Genomic DNA, 17,825 nt, shown 5'->3' on the forward strand with positions numbered 1-17,825 from the left:
CGCCATGATTCGTATGCCCCTGGCCACCGCCAGTCTGTTGGCCATTGCCATTTCGCTCGCCGGTTGCGGCGAAGGTAAAGACAAGGCCGCCGCGCCCCAGGCGCCGACCCCGGCCGCCAGCACTGCCGCTCCGGCGGCTGCCACCCCTGCCGGGCAGGTCGACGAAACCGCCGCCAAGGCCGTGGTCGCGCATTACGCTGACATGGTGTTCGCGGTGTACAGCGATGCCGAGTCCACCGCGAAAACCCTGCAAACCGCGATCGACACCTTCCTCGCCAACCCGAACGACGAGACCCTCAAAGCCGCCCGTGCCGCCTGGGTCGCCGCGCGCGTGCCGTACCTGCAGAGCGAAGTGTTCCGCTTCGGCAACACCATCATCGACGACTGGGAAGGCCAAGTGAACGCCTGGCCCCTGGACGAAGGCCTGATCGACTACACCGACAAATCCTACGAGCACGCGCTGGGCAACCCAGGCGCCACGGCCAACATCATCGCCAACACCGAGATCCAGGTCGGCGAAGACAAGGTTGACGTCAAGGACATCACCCCGGAAAAACTCGCCAGCCTCAATGAGCTGGGCGGTTCCGAAGCCAACGTCGCCACCGGCTACCACGCCATCGAATTCCTGCTGTGGGGCCAGGACCTGAACGGCACCGGCCCGGGCGCCGGCAACCGTCCTGCGTCGGACTACATGACCGGCGACGGTGCCACCGGTGGCCACAACGAGCGCCGCCGCACGTACCTGCGCGCCGTGACGCAGTTGCTGGTCAGCGACCTGGAAGAAATGGTCGGCAACTGGAAACCCAACGTCGAAGACAACTACCGCGCCACCCTGGAGGCCGAACCGGCCACCGACGGCCTGCGCAAAATGCTGTTCGGCATGGGCAGCCTGTCGCTCGGCGAACTCGCCGGTGAGCGCATGAAGGTGTCCCTGGAAGCCAACTCGCCGGAAGACGAGCAGGACTGTTTCAGCGACAACACCCACAACTCGCACTTCTACGACGCCAAGGGCATCCGCAACGTCTACCTGGGCGAGTACACCCGCACTGACGGCAGCAAAATGACCGGCGCCAGCCTGTCATCCCTGGTGGCCAAGGCCGACCCGGCCGCCGACGCCGCGTTGAAAGCGGACCTGGCGGCGACCGAAGCGAAGATCCAGGTCATGGTTGACCACGCCAACAAGGGTGAGCACTACGACCAGTTGATCGCTGCGGGTAACGACGCGGGCAACCAGATCGTGCGGGACGCCATCGCCGCACTGGTCAAGCAGACCGGCTCGATCGAAGCGGCTGCCGGCAAGCTGGGGATCAGCGACCTGAACCCGGATAGCGCTGATCACGAGTTCTGATCACTGCCGACGCCTAAGCGCCATAAAGAATGCCCCGACTCGTTCGGGGCATTCTTTTTACGCCCGCAGTCGAAGGCATTACACCCGAATGATAAAAATCTGCGGCGACGCGATGGGCGTCGTCAGTTGGATGCCGCCGATCAGCGGTACCAGGTTATGACTGGCCTCAGCCTGGGCGACCAGGGTTCGCGTCGGCTCATCCATCAAGCTGCGGTAGGGCGCAACCTGCGCGTCGGCGGCAATCCGCTCACCGACCACACGCCGCGTTCTCAACCAATACAGCCTGACATCCCCCGCACGCCGGAACAGCAGCTCGCCGGCAACGTCATAGCCGCCAAGCACGCCGTAGCGACAGCGGCTCACCACCTCGCTCATCAAGCTCCGCAACCAGCCGGCCGAGCCGGGCGGGAGCGCGTTGAACAGCGGCACCGCGACGGGCTCCGGACGAAAGTCCAGGCGGCGGTAATGCCCGGGCGCGGTCGGTAACAGCCAACTGCCGTCGCTGAGCGTGTGGGTGGGCGGCAGCAACGAAAACGGATCGGCCAACCGCCCCTGCGCCGTGGGCAGCCAGAACTGCCAGTCCCGCAGGGTGCGTATCAGCGAGCGTAGGCCCAGTTGGGTCAAGCCCCCCGGGTTGGCCCGATTGAACAGGATCTGGGCGAGTTCGACTTGGCTGCGGGTGGTCAACAGCGCAAACGCCTCGCGCACATAGGCGGTGACCAGTTTTTTCAAGGGCACGCCACTGGCGACGACCCACAGCCCGTCACCGGTGGCAAACTTCACCTGTCGGGGCTGATTGTAAATGCCGGAGCGCAGCAGGTTTTCCAGATCCAGGAAATGCATGGCCGGCCGCCTCGGGTCACGAATCAATACGTCGTTGGGCGCGCTGGGGTCGCGGGGCAAAATCGCGAAATAGCGCTGGTCCATCTTGATGTATTCCTGCCCCAGCCACTGCGGATCACCGGCAACCCGCCGATAGATGCCCCGCGTCGCATCCACCACCTCGAGTTCGGCCACGTCGAGGGTTCTGCCCCACTCGATGAATTGTTCGTTTGCAGGACGCACCACCGTGGCCTCGGGCGCCGCGACACGGGTACTGGCGCGTGGTGGCGTCGGTAGGCTCGGTGGCAGCTCGGCGGGCGGCGGATGGCGGGTCGCCACCACCGGCAGGTCTGGCAGATCAATCCCGTCCAGACGCCACTGAAACCGCAGAAGCGGTACGTTCAGATAGGTCTCGAAGGCCGCCGTGGAGAGCCTCAGCCGCAGGTTTTCGACCAGGGCCAGCCGATATTCGATTTCGCGCCCCGCCGGGAAGTTGAACGACTCAAACACGCGTCTGGCCTGCACCTCATCCAGCCGAGGGTAAAGGTTCCTGAGGGCACGCTCCGGCGCGTTGCCGCCCTTGAGTCCGGCTAGCGGATGGGAACCTATTTCCCACTGCCCCGACGCATTCCGCCGAATCGGCGCGTAGTGATATTGCGTCAGCTTGCGTGCGTCCCTGAGCCGCCAGGCGGCTTTGTCGCCGTCATCGAGGATCGAGTACCAACGCCCACCGTCATTGAGGAAGTAGTGCTGGGCACCCGCGGCGTTCGAGGGCGCGTGATACACGCCCTGGCCTTCCCATCCGGCCAACGGCGCCACGCCGTCGGGCTTTTTCCCCAGCGCCATCTCCGCCGGCAACACCCTTGGCCGGGAGCCCGCCACCGGTGCGCGGGCGCCGACCGCGCCGTCCACCAGCGCACCGACCAGCTCGCCCAGCGAGCGCACGAAAGACTGTGCGGCACCGGCGCGGTCGCCCAGGTCCAGCGCCTCGACAGCGTTGAACACCGAAAACAGGCTGCGCGCCAAGCCGATCGGCAACATGATCCTGACCGGCAGCACCATGGACAGCACGTCGAAGGCCACGGTGGCGACGTTCAGGCCGGTTTCGATGTCGACTTGCCGGGTGCTCTTCGCTTGCGCGGCGGCGTCGTTGATCACGCAGTTCGCTTCAGCCTCATAAGCCTCCTCGAAGAAGTCATCGGCAATCCGGCTCAGGCTCACCATCGACACGTCGCCGCGGCCCCTGAGCACGGCGCGGACGTGAGGCTCGAAGGCCCTTTCCACACGCCCCAGCAGGTAGGCGCGCCAGCTGCTGTTGATGATGAAGTCGCTCATCAGGCGGTCTTTGGCGTACTCGTGGAACACGCGACCGTCGGGCGCCTGCGGGGTGTACACAACGATCGAGCCGACCCCGGCGGCGGCCGTGCCGAACAGCAGTACCCCGCGCACGCGCTGACCGCGCAGTTTCAAGTGCTGCACGAGAATCCGATGCCCGTCGACGCGCTCGCGCCGATCACTGTCGACGGGGGCATCGAGCACCGCCCGCACCCAATTGAAGCCACGGGCCAGACGGTCCGGGAGGAAGTCGCCGTGGATCTTGGCTTCGATGGCGTCGAGACGCAGTTGCCGCCGCATGACTTGGCCATAGGTGTGTTTTTGCGCGAGCGCAGCCGGCGAGGTGATAAGGCGGTCCTTCAGAAAGGCGTCGTAGCCTTGTCCGACATTGACCGCGCGTACCAGATCCTTGACCTGTTGCAGGGTCAGCCCGTCATAGGCCGGGGCCGCTTCCAGATCTTCGGGGAGCAGTGCTTCATCAGGCTTTTTGCGCGTGTTTTCACTGAGCCTGGAAAAGTGCGTGAAGTTGAAATCCAGCCCGCCGAGATTCTCCAGGGCCAGTTCGGTCAGCGTGCGGCTTCGCTGCCGGAACAACGCTGTACCGGGCTCGCGCGGCGCCGGAGCAGGCGCGCCCGGAACCACGACAGTCGCCGGCACGAACGGTTCTTTGGTGTGTACGCGGACAGTGTCGGGGTCGATGTCCAGTGCATAGTCAGCCTTGAGGCGAATGCGCAGCTGTTGGTTGGCGTATGCCAGCAGCGTCGGTTTATCACTGAACTGCGCCAGCGACGGCAAGCCCTCGGCGTCCGGCAGACGCGACAGCAGCTCGTAATAATCGGCCATCGCGGCGCGCCACGCCTGTTTATCGGCGGGGGATGCGTCATGCAGAAAGGTTCGGAGCTGCGCCTGCCCGCGCTTGATTTCGCGGCCCCACAACACCCCGCCAGCACTGAAAAGGCGACCGGGGTCCGTGACCCGGTCCAGCACCTGCGGCAGCTCAGCCACTTCGATGGGGTCGACCGGTGACGGGTAGCGCGACAGGGTTGAGGTGAAGTTGTCGAGCATCAACCGGCATTGCGCCTCGACACTCTCAACGAACGGCGACTCGAGCTGTTCATGGTAGACCACCTGCCCCGTGGCCTTGAGCTGACGATGCAGGGCCAAGCCTTGCGCCTGGTCCGCCACCGCCAGGCCAGCGAGCACAGCGGCGAATTCGACGGGGTGGTTCAAACGCCGATGCAGCTCCCGATCCAGGCTGGCCAGGGAGTCAAACGCTTCAAGCCCGGAGTCCGGCAGAAACAGCAGCAGCGTGCCGACGTTCATGCTTGGGTCCACGGGGCGCACCCGGGCCGGCTCGACCGCCTCCTGCGCCCTCACCACGGCTTGTTCCGGGTCTCTGGAGGTCAGCACAAAGGCGCCGCGCAAGGTCAGGTCCGCAGCGCCGGATGCCCCCTTGAGGGCAACCGCGTAGACACACGGCCGGTCAGCGCGCAGCGCCTGTCGTGCCTGAGCGTGCGGGTGACGCAGCACCAGGGCGAACAGGTCTTGGTCGGCGGGGCTGAGCAGGCGGTCGGCAGCCAGTAGCGCCACTTCGGTTTTCAGCAGTTCGATACGGGTTTGCACCAACCATTGTTTCTGCGTGCGCGCATCGGTCAGGCTGCGCGCGCGCGTCCAGAAGGCTTGCACGAAAGCGCTGTAAGAAGCGCTCAGCCCGGCGGCCAGGCGGTCGAGGAATTTATCCAGCCCGGCCGGAGTGATACCGCTCAAGGGCAGCAGCGCTTCGCCCGTCGCCGGCAGCCGATGCAGGGTCGCCATGCGCCCCGCATAACTCGCTGGCTGGTCAGCGGTGATACGTTGCACCACCGCATCGAACAGCGTGGGCAGCAACTCGGCCTCGGTGGGCGGTTGCGCCTCTGACGTCGCTGGCGGGATGGACGTCTCCGGCAGTCGGATGAAGGCGTGGCGCACATCGAGGCTGGGCGTCAAGGTCGGGAATGCTTGCTCGAACGCATGCTGCACAAATGAATGGAACGTCGGTGGCGACTGAAACTGCTCGGCGATCTGGCGGTCGAGCGCCATTAACTGTTCGCGCAACGCAACCTGTTGCGGGGCGTCCTTGACAGTTGGCGGTGCAGATAACAATAAATCAGACGGCATGGTGGCCTCTCGAATAGGAAACATACCGACCCATCGTGCCTAAGCCCCCCCTGAACCATGCGCTACATAGCTACGCGCCGCCGATCGGCGGCCAAGGTTTACATGCCCTGCACCCCAGGTAGAATGGCGCCCTTCCCCTGTCACCCGAGCAGACTTCATGGCGTTGCCGACCCTTCGCATCATTGGCTTCATCATCGGCATCTTCCTGATCACCCTCGCGATCGCCATGGTCGTTCCGATGGTCATCCTGGTGATCTTCGAACGCACCAGCGACCTGCCGTCGTTCCTGTGGGCCAGCCTGATTACCTTTATCGCCGGCCTGGCCCTGGTGATTCCCGGTCGCCCGGAACATATCCACCTGCGTCCCCGGGACATGTACCTGCTGACGGTGAGCAGTTGGGTGGTGGTGTGCATCTTCGCCGCGCTGCCGTTTTTCCTGACGCAGAACATCAGCTACACCGACTCGTTTTTTGAAAGCATGTCCGGCATCACCGCCACCGGTTCCACGGTGTTGAGCGGGCTGGACACCATGTCGCCCGGCATTTTGATGTGGCGTTCGCTGCTGCACTGGCTCGGCGGGATCGGCTTTATCGGCATGGCGGTGGCGATCCTGCCGCTGCTGCGCATTGGTGGCATGCGCCTGTTCCAGACCGAGTCCTCGGACCGCTCGGAAAAGGTCATGCCGCGTTCGCACATGGTGGCGCGGCTGATCGTGGCGGCGTATGTGGGCATCACCATCCTCGGCAGCCTGGCGTTCTGGTGGGCCGGGATGGGCTTGTTCGATGCGATCAACCATGCGATGTCGGCGATTTCCACCGGCGGTTTTTCCACCTCCGATGAGTCCCTGGCGCACTGGAAACAACCGGCGGTGCATTGGGTAGCGGTGGTGGTGATGATCCTCGGCAGCCTGCCGTTCACCCTGTACGTCGCCACGTTGCGCGGCAACCGCCGGGCGTTGATCAAGGATCAGCAGGTGCAGGGTTTGCTCGCCTTGCTGTTGATGACCTGGCTGGTGCTCGGCACCTGGTACTGGTGGACCACCAACCTGCACTGGCTGGATGCGCTGCGCCATGTGGCCCTGAACGTGACGTCGGTGGTGACGACGACCGGTTTTGCACTGGGGGACTACAGCCTGTGGGGCAATTTCTCACTGATGCTGTTTTTCTACCTGGGTTTTATCGGCGGTTGCTCGGGGTCAACGGCGGGCGGGATCAAGATCTTCCGCTTCCAGGTCGCCTATATCCTGCTCAAGGCCAACTTGAACCAGTTGATTCACCCGCGCGCGGTGATCAAGCAGAAGTACAACGGCCACCGCCTCGACGAAGAGATCGTGCGTTCGATCCTGACCTTCTCGTTTTTCTTCGCCATCACCATTTGCATGATCGCCCTGGCCTTGTCGCTGCTCGGCCTGGACTGGATGACCGCGCTGACCGGCGCCGCCAGCACGGTGTCCGGGGTCGGCCCGGGCCTGGGCGAAACCATCGGCCCGGCCGGCAACTTCGCCAGCCTGCCGGACGCGGCCAAGTGGATCCTGGCGCTGGGCATGCTGCTCGGCCGGCTGGAAATCATTACAGTCTTTGTTCTGTGCATCCCGGCGTTCTGGCGTCACTGACCGTCGACGCATCCAGCAAGCGTGCGCGGTACTCGCCGGGCGTGGCGTCGAACCAACGGCGGAAGGCGCGGAAGAAGTTGCTCGGGTCGGCAAAGCCCAGCAGGTAGGCGATCTCCAGCAGGGTCATGCTCGGCTGCGCCAGGTATTGCTCGGCCAGTTCGCGGCGGGTGTCGTCCAGCAGGGTCTGGAAACTGGTGCCCTCTTCCTGCAGACGTCGCTGCAACGTGCGTTGGGACAGGTGCAGGGTCTGGGCCACCACTTCGCGCTTGGGTTCGCCCTGGGGCAACAGGCGGCACAGCACCTGCCGCGCCTTGTGGGTCACGTGGCTTTCGGAGAAGCGCGCCAGGTATTCACCGGCAAACCGGTCGTGCAGCAGCGCCATTGCCTCATTGGCGGTGGGCAGCGGCGCCTCCATGTCGGCGCGCTCGAAAATCAGCGCGTCATAGGCCGCGTTGAATTCCAGGGGCGCATGGAACGCCTGTTTGTAGGGCGCGAGGTCGGCGGGTTGCTCACCTTGCAGCAGCACCTTGCGCGGTTGCAGGGTACGCCCGGTCAACCAACCGCACAGCGCCAGCGCACAGGCCAGCGAGGCTTCGGCGCTTTGCCGGGTGGGCGGCAGGTGATCGCCATGTACTGTCAGAATCAGCGCATAGCCTTCGGGTAATAATCGGAAACTCAGGTCAGCGCTTTCGGCGATGATCCGCTGGTAGCGCACCAGGCGCATAAAGCCTTCCGCCAATGTATTGCTGGACATCAGCGCGTAACCGGTCACGTGAAACGACGCCGGGCGCACCACTTTGCCCATGTTCAGGCCAATTGCAGGGTTGCCCGACAATTCCACGGCACGCTGCCACAGCCGCGTCATGGAGTCTTGCGGAAAGCGCGCATCGGGGTCGTTGAGGGCGGCATAGTCCAGGCCCAATTGCTTGAACAACACCTGGCAATCCAGGCCGTCCATTTCCAGTGCCTTGACTATCCCCATCGCCCAGCTTGCAGAAGTTGTTCGTTCGCTCATGGCGTCTTCTTAATAAAGCAGGCTGAAACCGCAGCCAGGAAGGCAAGGATACTAAAGTGGCATCTAATGTCACTGGCTGTTACCACTGATCACTCTAGACTCAAATAAGCTCCCCGCCGAACAACTGTTCGACGGCATAACAATCAGAGGGCCGACCACCGTGGGAAATACCAAGCAATTCAATAGCTTCGCCGAGTTTTACCCGTATTACCTGAAAGAACACGGCAACAGCACCTGCCGGCGCCTGCACTTTATCGGCACCACGCTGGTGATTGGGCTTCTGGCGTATGTGCTGGGCAAAGGCGCCCTCGGCCTGCTGATTGCGGTGCCCATCGCCGGCTACGGCTTCGCCTGGGTGGGCCACTTCTTCTTCGAAAAGAACCGCCCGGCGACCTTCCAGCATCCGTTCTACAGCCTGCTCGGGGATTTCGTGATGTACCGCGACATGATCCTGGGCAAAGTGCCGTTCTAGCCGTGCGACGTCTGGTCACTTGTGCTTTAACGATGACGCTTTGTCCGTCCGTCGATATAAAAGTCTTTTTGTCATTTACAGTGCTGTATCCTGCCAAAGCTTTTTGAGAGCGCGGAATCACCTGCGATTGAAAAAACAGACTTTGCGAGGAGCGACGACGATGCACGAGATACCTAATCTCCCCTTCCCAAGCCTGCACCCAACAGAGCAGCCAACACCGCAGCAGGCCGGCGACAAGCAGCCTGAGGCCAAAGAAGCAAAACCAGTCGACCGCGAAAGCCAGGACTGACGCCGTACCAGACCGTGTGGAAAGCGCACCTTTGAGCGCTTTCCACACTGCCTGAAATTCCCGAGATACCCGCCATGACCGACAACCACTCCGATAGCCCCAACGCCGCCATACTCGACACTGCCCTGCAGATGGTCGACGTATGGAACCGCCTCAACGCGGACAAACAGGCCCTGCTGCTCAAGCGCTTCGGCACCCAGGAAAACGCCTTGGCCGCCCTGGTCACCACGCAATTGCTCGCCCCTGTCCGGTCCTGACGCGGTTTAGACCGACGTTTTGGCTTTTTACTGCCCTGCGCGGGCCAAAGCATCGGTATCATTAGCAGCCTATCTTTACCTGCTGCGACAGTGGACCCTTCCCATGCCAGATACCCAGCGCCCCATGGCGGTCACGCTGCAAGTTGTTTCCATCGTGTTGTTCACCTTTATCGGCTACCTGAATATCGGCATTCCCCTGGCCGTGTTGCCGGGCTATGTCCACAGTGAGCTGGGCTTTGGCGCGGTGATCGCCGGGCTGGTGATCAGTGTGCAATACCTCGCCACCCTGCTGAGCCGGCCGTATGCCGGGCGCATCATCGATAACCTGGGCAGCAAGCGCGCCGTGCTGATCGGCCTGGCGGGCTGCGGCCTGAGCGGCGTGTTCATGTTGCTCGCGGCGTGGTTTTCCAGCCTGCCGGCACTGAGCCTGGGTAGCCTGCTCATCGGCCGCCTGGTGCTGGGCAGTGCCGAAAGCCTGGTAGGTTCGGGCGCCATCGGCTGGGGCATTGGCCGGGTGGGGGCGGCGAACACGGCGAAGGTCATCTCGTGGAACGGCATCGCCAGCTATGGCGCCCTGGCGGTCGGCGCGCCGTTGGGGGTGCTGCTGGTGCGTCACCTCGGCTTGTGGAGCATGGGCGTGAGTATCCTGCTGCTGGCGGCGGTGGGCCTGCTGCTGGCGTGGCGCAAAGAGCCGGCACCAATTGTCGCCGGGGTGCGCCTGCCTTTCATGAATGTGCTGGGCCGGGTATTGCCCCACGGTTGCGCACTGGCGCTGGGCTCCATCGGCTTTGGCACCATCGCCACCTTCATCACCTTGTATTACACCACCCAGCATTGGGATAACGCGGTGTGGGCACTGAGCCTGTTCGGCGCCAGTTTTATCGGCGCGCGCCTGTTGTTCGGCAATTTGATCAACCGCATCGGCGGCTTTCGCGTGGCGATCGCCTGCCTGTCGGTGGAGGTGCTGGGCCTGCTGTTGCTGTGGCTGGCGCCGGATGCGCCGTGGGCACTGGCGGGCGCGGCGTTGAGCGGCTTCGGTTTTTCTTTGGTGTTTCCGGCGCTGGGAGTGGAGGCGGTCAATCTGGTGCCTGCGTCCAGCCGGGGTTCGGCGGTGGGCGCGTACTCGCTGTTCATCGACCTGTCGCTGGGGATCACCGGCCCGCTGGCCGGGGCCGTGGCGGCCGGCTTTGGCTTTGCGTCGATCTTCCTGTTCGCCGCCCTCGCCGCCCTGGTCGGGTTGCTGCTGAGTGTCTACCTGTACCGGCAAGCACCCAAGGCCCGTGAGGCGCGCGACGCCTAGAAGTCGACCTTGCCGCGCCCGGCCTTGATGCTGCCGCGCTTGGTCTTGGATTCGAGGCGGCGTTTCTTCGAGCCCAGGGTCGGTTTGGTCGGGCGGCGTTTCTTCTCCACCTTGGTGGCGCTGAGGATCAACTCCACCAGGCGCTCCAGCGCATCGGCGCGGTTCTGTTCCTGGGTGCGGTATTGCTGGGCCTTGAGCACCAGCACGCCGTCGCTGGTAATCCGACTGTCGCGCAGTGCCAGCAAGCGCTCCTTATAGAATTCCGGCAACGACGAGGCCGGAATATCAAAGCGCAGATGCACCGCGCTCGACACCTTGTTGACGTTCTGCCCGCCGGCGCCCTGGGCGCGAATGGCGGTCAGCTCGATCTCGGCGTCGGGCAAGTGGACGTTGTTGGAAATCACCAGCATGAGCAACGGGTTCCTCTAAGGGGAGCCCAAGGATACGCGAATGCGCCCCGCCCATCCCTTCAAACGACAAACCCGGCACGCGGCCGGGTTTGCTCAACAGCATCGAAGGGTTACTCCAGCGCGGCCATCGCCAGACGCTGATCCGCGCGGCGCTTGTTCTTGATCCAGTAACACAGCCCCATGAACGCCACCCACACCGGGATCGCATACACCGAGACCTGAATCCCCGGAATCATCAGCATGATCACCAGGATAAACACCACGAACGCCAGGCACAGGTAATTGCCATACGGATACCACAGCGCCTTGAACAACGGCACCTGGCCGGTGCGGTTCATGTGCTGGCGGAACTTGAAGTGGGAGAAGCTGATCATCGCCCAGTTGATCACCAGCGTGGCCACCACCAGCGACATCAGCAGTTCCAGCGCGTGTTGCGGGATCAGGTAATTCATCAGCACCGCCACCAGGGTGATCGCCGCCGAGGCGAGGATCGAGCGCACCGGCACGCCGCGCTTGTCGATCTTCGCCAACACCCGCGGCGCGTCGCCCTGCTCGGCCATGCCCAGCAGCATGCGGCTGTTGCAGTAGGTGCCGCTGTTGTACACCGACAGCGCGGCGGTCAGCACCACAAAGTTGAGGATATGCGCGGCAGTGTTGCTGCCGAGCATCGAGAACACCTGCACGAACGGGCTGCCGCTATAGGCATCGCCGGACGCATTGAGGGTCGCCAGCAGGCTGTCCCACGGCGTCAGCGACAACAGCACCACCAGGGCGCCGATGTAGAAGATCAGGATGCGGTAGATCACCTGATTGATCGCCTTGGGAATCACAGTGCGTGGCTGGTCGGCTTCGGCCGCGGTAAAGCCGAGCATTTCCAGGCCACCGAAGGAGAACATGATGAGCGCCATGGCCATCACCAACCCACCGACACCGTGGGGGAAGAAGCCGCCGTGTTCCCACAGGTTACTCACCGAGGCTTGCGGGCCGCCGCTGCCGCTGACCAGCAGGTAGCTGCCCAGGGCGATCATGCCGACGATGGCCACCACCTTGATGATGGCGAACCAGAACTCGGCCTCGCCGAAGACTTTGACGTTGGCCAGGTTGATCAGGTTGATCAACACGAAAAACGCCGCCGCCGACACCCAGGTCGGAATCTCCGGCCACCAGTAATGCACGTATTTGCCGACAGCCGTCAGCTCCGACATGCCCACCAGGATGTACAGAATCCAGCAGTTCCAGCCCGACAGGAAGCCAGCGAAACCGCCCCAGTATTTGTGGGCAAAGTGGCTGAAGGAACCGGCTACCGGCTCTTCGACGATCATTTCGCCGAGTTGGCGCATGATCATGAAGGCAATGAAGCCGCAGATGGCATAGCCCAGGATCATCGACGGGCCGGCGGATTTGAGCACCCCGGCCGAGCCCAGGAACAGGCCGGTGCCGATGGCGCCACCGAGGGCGATCAACTGGATATGACGGTTTTTCAGGCCACGTTTCAGTTCGCCTGAAGAGGAATCGGGTCCACTCATGAAAAGGCTCTCACGCAAGGTTTGATGATGTTGAATGCAGGTTGCTGCCTTGTTGTTCGACTCAAGCAGCGCCGCTCAAACCCCAGCGCAGGCACCAGGAATACAGCGTCGTTCTATCGGTCATGCGTCACCTGTTTGTTTTTATCTGTGACGAAATCGAACCCGTCTGGCTCGTGGCCAGGCGGAGTGATCAGGGTGGATTAACCCTGAGGTCTTGGCCTTTTGCGCGGTTACGCAAGGGGGTCACAGTAAAACGCGGCGCATTGTACACCGCTCGACCGCTTGCGGACGGCCCTCGCGAGCCTCCGCGACAATCTGTCAGGTATTCCTTACAGCACGGCACCGGCCCAATACCGCAGGCCTTTTGCGTAAATCAATCGTTACAGCGCGGAAAATCGGCGTTACACCCAGCCAGTATCTGTCAGTTCACAAAAAATTGGCGGTAGGACATATCCGAACACTCGCCTGCCCCAGTGCGCTGTTTTGCATGGGGAAAAAATGGCGCGTCAAAAACAGAACAAAAAATCCAAATGAGACCGTGTCAATAAAATTTTTGCATTCCGAAACACTCTCACCTAGGTTCTTTCACTTGCCCTGCGAAGCCCGCGGGTAAGCCGTTCTCAAACAACGTCCTCTAGGAGATACACCATGCAAGCACTGGAAAACGACCTGGAAACCGAACTGCAACTCGACGATTGGTTTGAAGCGCCGACCCATGAGGCCGCCGTTGAAATGATGCAAGCCGATGCCGTGGTGCCTTTTGGCACCGCGATGTGGCCGTTCTAACCCTCGGCAGGCATCCGGCAGGTGCAGTGCGCTGCACCTGCCCCCTTACCCAAGGCACACAAGGACACCCGTCATGGACAAGGCCCGCGCCGTCGAACACTTTCTCTACTACCTCGCCCACCATCCGGCCCTCAGCGGCTTGAGCCGGCCGACCGTGCTGCTGGGCCATACCGAACGCTACGAGGCGATTGCCCAGGCGATCAGCCTCGGCAGCGCCGCCCGCTTCAACTTCCAGGTGCAGCGCCTGGACCTGGCCGCCAGCGACACCCTGGCCGAAGCCATCGAAACCTGCGACCTGTACCTGTTTTTCTACGACGCCTCGACCCTGCCCAACCCCCGCGCCGAAGGCCCGGACTTTATCCGCGCCTTGCATGGCGTAATGGCCGAGCACTGGAAAAAATCCCTGCTGTTCAAGGACTACGGCGACTACTTCTACGACACCTTCAGCGTCGAGCCGCAACGCATCGCCGACCTCAACGCCACGCTGATCCGACGCATGTCCCAGGCCTCGGTGCTGAGCTTCAGCGATCGGCACGGCTCACGCCTGCGAGCACCGCTGAGCAGCATCAAGAAGTGGACCAATATCAACGGCATCGGCAACCACGACCTGGCCCCCGGCGAGATCGCCACCCACAGCGAAGCCATCAACGGCCAGGTGCGGTTTGTCGGCACCTTCCTCAGCACCATCCCCTTCGCACGCAAATATGGCGTGCTGCAATCACCGCTGGAGCTGTGGATCGAAAACTCGACCATCTGCAGTGTGGCCAGCGACGTCCCGGGGCTGGCGGACGATTTCAACAAGTACCTGAACGCCAACCCATCGAACCGCCGCGTGGAGGAACTGGGGATCGGTACCAATGAAGGGGTCAAGGATCTGTATGCGCGCAACGCCGGGTTCGAAGAGCGTCACTGCGGCCTGCACCTTGGGTTGGGTGGCGGGCAGAAAGGCAGTCATCACCTGGATTTGATCTTCGCCAGCGGGGTGTTGGCGCTGGATGACAAGCCGGTGTTCGATGGCACCTTTGCGTTCTGATCAGATCCAACTGTGGGAGGGGCGGTGCGACGATTCGACTTGCTCCCGATAGCGGTGGTTCAGTCAATGCATGTGCAAGCAGATAGACTGCTATCGGGAGCAAGCTCCCTCCCACAGTTGATGGCATTGCAAATGCAGATCCAAAAAAAACGCCAACCCGAGGGTTGGCGTTTTTATGCAGCGCTTACATCACTGCGGTTTCTTGCGACCAAAACCCGGGCGTTGACCGGAACCGGCCGGCGCGCCACGGCGCTTGCCCGAGGGCTCGTCCGCCACCAGTTTCAGGCCTGGGCGCTTGTTCGGCGCGGGCTTGGCTGGGCGCTTGGTGCTGGCGTTGTCGGCCGGGCGACCTGCGGGCGCACCGCGACCGGCTTCACCGCGATTACCGCGACCACCGCTTGGCGCTTCGCCACGGCCGGCAGGACGCGGCGTGCGTGGCGCACGTTCGCCTTCCTGACGCGATGGCGCGGTTGGACGACGTTCGCCTTCAATGTGCGGCTCACGGGAAATCCGCCCGCCGGTAGCCGGTGCATCCAGCGCCGGGCGCAGGGTGCGGGCAACGCGTTCGGTGCGAGCCACCGGGCGCGACGATTTACGCTGCATGCGTTCGAGCTTGTCTTTGCTCTTGGCGTTCATCTGCGGCATCGCGACCGGCGTCAGGCCGACTTCGGCGCTGAGGATGTCGACTTCGTACTGGCTCATTTCGCGCCAGCGGCCCATCGGCAGGTCGGAGTTGAGAAACACCGGACCGAAGCGCACGCGCTTCAGGCGGCTGACCACCAGGCCCTGGGATTCCCACAGGCGACGCACTTCACGGTTGCGACCTTCCATCACCACGCAGTGGTACCAGTGGTTGAAACCTTCGCCGCCGGGTGCTTGCTTGATGTCGGTGAACTTGGCCGGGCCGTCTTCGAGGACGACGCCAGCTTTCAAGCGTTCGATCATCTCGTCGTCGACTTCACCACGCACACGCACGGCGTATTCGCGGTCCATCTCGTAGGACGGGTGCATCAGGCGGTTGGCCAGCTCACCGTCGGTGGTGAACATCAGCAAGCCGGTGGTGTTGATGTCGAGACGGCCGATGTTGATCCAACGGCCTTCTTTGGGCTTTGGCATCTTGTCGAACACGGTCGGACGGCCTTCCGGATCGTCACGGGTGCAGATCTCGCCATCGGGCTTGTTGTACATGATCACGCGGCGCACCGATTCGGCGGCCTCTTCACGCTTGATGACCTTGCCATCAATAGTGATTGCATCGTGCAGGTCGACGCGCTGGCCAAGGGTGGCTTCAACGCCGTTGACCTTGATGCGCTTCTGGGTGATCCAGGCCTCGACGTCGCGGCGCGAGCCCACGCCGATACGCGCCAGCACCTTTTGCAGTTTTTCGCCTGCTGGGCCGATTTCCTGGCTGTCGTTCTGGTCTTTGTCGTTCATCTTAAGCACCTCCCGGTGGGTCGATTCAGGCGTGGCCTGAAGAGTGTTGAAAGCGGGGCTTTGGCCGAATACATCGGCAAAGGGTCGCGAATCATACGCGCATGGCGCGCGTTGCGCATCAGAGGCTAGTCGATAAGTGCCGAGTCGGTGGTTTTTCCGCCGACCGGTGGTGCCCACCGGCTGTAGGAGCGAGCTTGCTCGCGAAAATCGTCAACGATAACGCGGGGAATCTGGTTGTCTGCGGTGTTCTTGGTTTTTTCGCGAGCAAGCTCGCTCCTACAGCCGGTGGGCGTCAGTCGTCGAGCTGACGGCGCTCGGCCTCGATGGCTTCGGCCAGGGCACGGGCTTCGTCCTCTTCGTCGCTCAGCGGCGGCTGTTCGAGGGCGGCGACGGCGGCCAGGAGTTTTTCGCGGGCTTGGGCGACGCCGAGGATGTCTTCCTCAGGTTCCGCTTCGGGCTCTGGCTCGACTTCAACATTCACCTGGCTTTCGGGCTCGGCCGCGCCATCACGCAGCAAGTCATCGAAGTCGGTCTTGATCCCCTGCTCCATGTCATCCAGTTCCAGCAACAAGGTATGGAAACTGGTTTCGTCCTTCGGTTCTTCCGGCTCGGCCGTGGCATCGGCCAGTTCCTGCAGGCTCGCCGGGACCGGGGCGTCGTCGAAGTCGAGTTCCGGCTCGGTTTCCATCTCGCGCAATTCGGCCAAGGGCGGCAGGTCGTCGAGGTTTTTCAGGTTGAAGTGGTCGAGGAACACCTTGGTGGTGGCGAACATCGCCGGTTTGCCGGGCACGTCGCGGTAACCGACGATGCGAATCCACTCGCGCTCCAGCAACGTCTTGACGATATGGCTGTTGACCGCCACACCGCGCACGTCCTCGATTTCACCACGGGTGATCGGCTGGCGATAGGCGATCAGCGCCATGGTTTCCAGCATCGCCCGGGAATAACGCTGCGGGCGTTCTTCCCACAAGCGGCCGACCCATGGGGAAAACTTCTCACGTATCTGCAGGCGATAACCCGACGCCACTTCGCGCAGTTCAAAGGCACGGCCGTCGCAGGACTTGCGCAGGATCTCCAGGGCTTTCTTGAAGACCGGCGGTTCAGGACGTTCGGCCTCTTCAAAGAGTTCGAACAGGCGCTCCAGGGATTGCGGCTTACCCGAGGCCAGAAGAAAGGCCTCCAGCAGCGGGGCCAGTTCGCGGGGTTCAGTCAGATTCATCGATTCAGCTCGTTATTCGGCTCGCGCCCGCACGTGGATAGCCGCAAAAGGCTCATTCTGGACCAGCTCGACCAAGGATTCCTTGACCAGCTCAAGGATCGCCATAAAGGTCACCACCACTCCCAGGCGCCCTTCTTCGGCGGTGAACAGCTCGACAAACGGCACAAAACCGCCGCCCTTGAGGCGTTCGAGCACATCGCTCATGCGCTCGCGGGTCGACAACGCCTCGCGGCTGACCTGGTGGTGTTCAAACATGTCGCCACGGCGCAGTACCTCGGCCATCGACATCAGCAACTCTTCCAGGCTCACGTCCGGCAACAGCTTGCGCGCCCGGGCTTCCGGCGCATCGAGCTTGGGCACCACCACATCGCGGCCCACGCGGCTGAGGCCGTCGATGCCTTCGGCGGCGGCCTTGAAGCGTTCGTACTCCTGCAGGCGTCGGATCAGTTCGGCGCGCGGGTCGTCCTCTTCGGCCTCGATCGTCTCCGAACGCGGCAACAGCATGCGCGACTTGATCTCCGCGAGCATCGCGGCCATCAGCAGGTACTCGGCGGCCAGTTCCAGGCGCACCGACTGCATCAGCTCGACATAGCCCATGTACTGGCGGGTGATTTCCGCCACCGGGATGTCGAGGATGTTGATGTTCTGCTTGCGAATCAGGTACAGCAGCAAGTCCAGCGGGCCTTCGAAGGCCTCGAGGAACACTTCAAGGGCATCCGGCGGGATGTACAGGTCCAGCGGCATTTCCATGACCGCCTGGCCATATACCATGGCAAACGGCAGTTCCTGCTGGGCGCCGGCCTGGCTGTC

15 protein-coding genes are annotated in these 17,825 nt (G+C 62.8%); 8 read left to right on the forward strand and 7 right to left on the reverse strand.

All coding sequences use genetic code 11. From position 1 onward, the window contains the following. The first annotated feature begins 4 nt into the window (after positions 1–4). Entirely contained in the window at positions 5–1,348 is a 1,344-nt protein-coding gene (locus RGV59_RS29760) for an imelysin family protein (protein ID WP_046489914.1), read from the forward strand. A gap of 78 nt (positions 1,349–1,426) precedes the next feature. Here the strand turns inward: RGV59_RS29760 and RGV59_RS29765 are convergent, their stop codons facing one another. Next, positions 1,427–5,662, reverse strand: a complete 4,236-nt coding sequence (locus tag RGV59_RS29765; RefSeq protein ID WP_185833571.1) for a dermonecrotic toxin domain-containing protein — start codon at positions 5,660–5,662, stop codon at positions 1,427–1,429. 157 nt (positions 5,663–5,819) lie between these two features. Here RGV59_RS29765 and RGV59_RS29770 point away from each other — a divergent pair, with 157 nt between their 5' ends. Further along, positions 5,820–7,274 carry a TrkH family potassium uptake protein gene (locus RGV59_RS29770; protein WP_017847171.1) on the forward strand — a complete coding sequence of 485 codons (1,455 nt, stop codon included), beginning with the start codon at positions 5,820–5,822 and terminating at the stop codon, positions 7,272–7,274. Here the strand turns inward: RGV59_RS29770 and RGV59_RS29775 are convergent. Then, positions 7,231–8,289 (reverse strand): AraC family transcriptional regulator, encoded by a 1,059-nt coding sequence (locus tag RGV59_RS29775; RefSeq protein WP_126585424.1) that lies wholly within the window; start codon positions 8,287–8,289, stop codon positions 7,231–7,233. The genes RGV59_RS29770 and RGV59_RS29775 overlap by 44 nt on opposite strands. A 160-nt stretch (positions 8,290–8,449) precedes the next feature. Between RGV59_RS29775 and RGV59_RS29780 the strand changes: the two genes are divergently transcribed. The 4 genes from RGV59_RS29780 to RGV59_RS29795 all read left to right on the forward strand — a co-directional run bounded on the left by RGV59_RS29780 (position 8,450) and on the right by RGV59_RS29795 (position 10,607). Beyond that, on the forward strand, positions 8,450–8,761 hold the full coding sequence (locus tag RGV59_RS29780) for a DUF962 domain-containing protein (RefSeq protein WP_017847169.1): 312 nt from the start codon (positions 8,450–8,452) through the stop codon (positions 8,759–8,761). Between the two features lie 160 nt (positions 8,762–8,921). Next, the gene (locus tag RGV59_RS29785) at positions 8,922–9,050 is read left to right on the forward strand and encodes a hypothetical protein (protein ID WP_017847168.1); all 129 of its coding nucleotides are present in this window, start codon (positions 8,922–8,924) and stop codon (positions 9,048–9,050) included. A gap of 74 nt (positions 9,051–9,124) precedes the next feature. Further along, a complete protein-coding gene (locus RGV59_RS29790) occupies positions 9,125–9,307 on the forward strand; it encodes a hypothetical protein (RefSeq protein ID WP_017847167.1) in 183 nt (60 codons plus the stop codon). 103 nt (positions 9,308–9,410) lie between these two features. Next, positions 9,411–10,607 (forward strand): MFS transporter, encoded by a 1,197-nt coding sequence (locus tag RGV59_RS29795; protein ID WP_017847166.1) that lies wholly within the window; start codon positions 9,411–9,413, stop codon positions 10,605–10,607. Here the strand turns inward: RGV59_RS29795 and arfB are convergent. Continuing rightward, positions 10,604–11,017 carry an alternative ribosome rescue aminoacyl-tRNA hydrolase ArfB gene (arfB, locus tag RGV59_RS29800; RefSeq protein WP_017847165.1) on the reverse strand — a complete coding sequence of 138 codons (414 nt, stop codon included), beginning with the start codon at positions 11,015–11,017 and terminating at the stop codon, positions 10,604–10,606. The genes RGV59_RS29795 and arfB overlap by 4 nt on opposite strands. Positions 11,018–11,127: 110 nt before the next feature. Beyond that, positions 11,128–12,543, reverse strand: coding sequence for an amino acid permease (locus RGV59_RS29805; protein ID WP_102617889.1), 1,416 nt, complete (start codon positions 12,541–12,543; stop codon positions 11,128–11,130). A gap of 648 nt (positions 12,544–13,191) precedes the next feature. On the opposite strand from RGV59_RS29805, the gene RGV59_RS29810 reads away from it, so the two are divergent. Beyond that, positions 13,192–13,329, forward strand: coding sequence for a hypothetical protein (locus RGV59_RS29810; RefSeq protein WP_003175756.1), 138 nt, complete (start codon positions 13,192–13,194; stop codon positions 13,327–13,329). Between the two features lie 73 nt (positions 13,330–13,402). After that, positions 13,403–14,362 carry a hypothetical protein gene (locus tag RGV59_RS29815; RefSeq protein WP_017847163.1) on the forward strand — a complete coding sequence of 320 codons (960 nt, stop codon included), beginning with the start codon at positions 13,403–13,405 and terminating at the stop codon, positions 14,360–14,362. 189 nt (positions 14,363–14,551) lie between these two features. Here the strand turns inward: RGV59_RS29815 and rluB are convergent, their stop codons facing one another. From rluB to RGV59_RS29830, 3 genes are all read right to left on the reverse strand, one after another. After that, positions 14,552–15,796: a 23S rRNA pseudouridine(2605) synthase RluB gene (gene rluB, locus RGV59_RS29820; protein ID WP_017847162.1), complete on the reverse strand. Its 1,245-nt coding sequence runs from the start codon at positions 15,794–15,796 to the stop codon at positions 14,552–14,554. A gap of 292 nt (positions 15,797–16,088) precedes the next feature. Beyond that, on the reverse strand, positions 16,089–17,015 hold the full coding sequence (gene scpB / locus RGV59_RS29825; RefSeq protein WP_046382275.1) for an SMC-Scp complex subunit ScpB: 927 nt from the start codon (positions 17,013–17,015) through the stop codon (positions 16,089–16,091). Between the two features lie 12 nt (positions 17,016–17,027). Then, positions 17,028–17,786 carry a segregation and condensation protein A gene (locus RGV59_RS29830; RefSeq protein ID WP_185833572.1) on the reverse strand — a complete coding sequence of 253 codons (759 nt, stop codon included), beginning with the start codon at positions 17,784–17,786 and terminating at the stop codon, positions 17,028–17,030. Between the last annotated feature and the right edge of the window lie 39 nt (positions 17,787–17,825).

It is taken from the genome of Pseudomonas sp. FG1, assembly GCF_034313875.1.
GTDB lineage: Bacteria > Pseudomonadota > Gammaproteobacteria > Pseudomonadales > Pseudomonadaceae > Aquipseudomonas > Aquipseudomonas veronii.

What these genes read in the sequence shown, in the direction of transcription:
- RGV59_RS29810 (WP_003175756.1), top strand. Translation starts at nt 13,192, where the DNA reads ATGCAAGCACTGGAAAACGACCTGGAAACCGAACTGCAACTCGACGAT.
- RGV59_RS29775 (WP_126585424.1), bottom strand. Translation starts at nt 8,289, where the DNA reads ATGAGCGAACGAACAACTTCTGCAAGCTGGGCGATGGGGATAGTCAAG.
- scpB (WP_046382275.1), bottom strand. Translation starts at nt 17,015, where the DNA reads ATGAATCTGACTGAACCCCGCGAACTGGCCCCGCTGCTGGAGGCCTTT.
- RGV59_RS29815 (WP_017847163.1), top strand. Translation starts at nt 13,403, where the DNA reads ATGGACAAGGCCCGCGCCGTCGAACACTTTCTCTACTACCTCGCCCAC.
- RGV59_RS29805 (WP_102617889.1), bottom strand. Translation starts at nt 12,543, where the DNA reads ATGAGTGGACCCGATTCCTCTTCAGGCGAACTGAAACGTGGCCTGAAA.
- rluB (WP_017847162.1), bottom strand. Translation starts at nt 15,796, where the DNA reads ATGAACGACAAAGACCAGAACGACAGCCAGGAAATCGGCCCAGCAGGC.
- RGV59_RS29770 (WP_017847171.1), top strand. Translation starts at nt 5,820, where the DNA reads ATGGCGTTGCCGACCCTTCGCATCATTGGCTTCATCATCGGCATCTTC.
- RGV59_RS29785 (WP_017847168.1), top strand. Translation starts at nt 8,922, where the DNA reads ATGCACGAGATACCTAATCTCCCCTTCCCAAGCCTGCACCCAACAGAG.
- arfB (WP_017847165.1), bottom strand. Translation starts at nt 11,017, where the DNA reads ATGCTGGTGATTTCCAACAACGTCCACTTGCCCGACGCCGAGATCGAG.
- RGV59_RS29765 (WP_185833571.1), bottom strand. Translation starts at nt 5,662, where the DNA reads ATGCCGTCTGATTTATTGTTATCTGCACCGCCAACTGTCAAGGACGCC.
- RGV59_RS29795 (WP_017847166.1), top strand. Translation starts at nt 9,411, where the DNA reads ATGCCAGATACCCAGCGCCCCATGGCGGTCACGCTGCAAGTTGTTTCC.
- RGV59_RS29830 (WP_185833572.1), bottom strand. Translation starts at nt 17,786, where the DNA reads ATGGTATATGGCCAGGCGGTCATGGAAATGCCGCTGGACCTGTACATC.
- RGV59_RS29790 (WP_017847167.1), top strand. Translation starts at nt 9,125, where the DNA reads ATGACCGACAACCACTCCGATAGCCCCAACGCCGCCATACTCGACACT.
- RGV59_RS29760 (WP_046489914.1), top strand. Translation starts at nt 5, where the DNA reads ATGATTCGTATGCCCCTGGCCACCGCCAGTCTGTTGGCCATTGCCATT.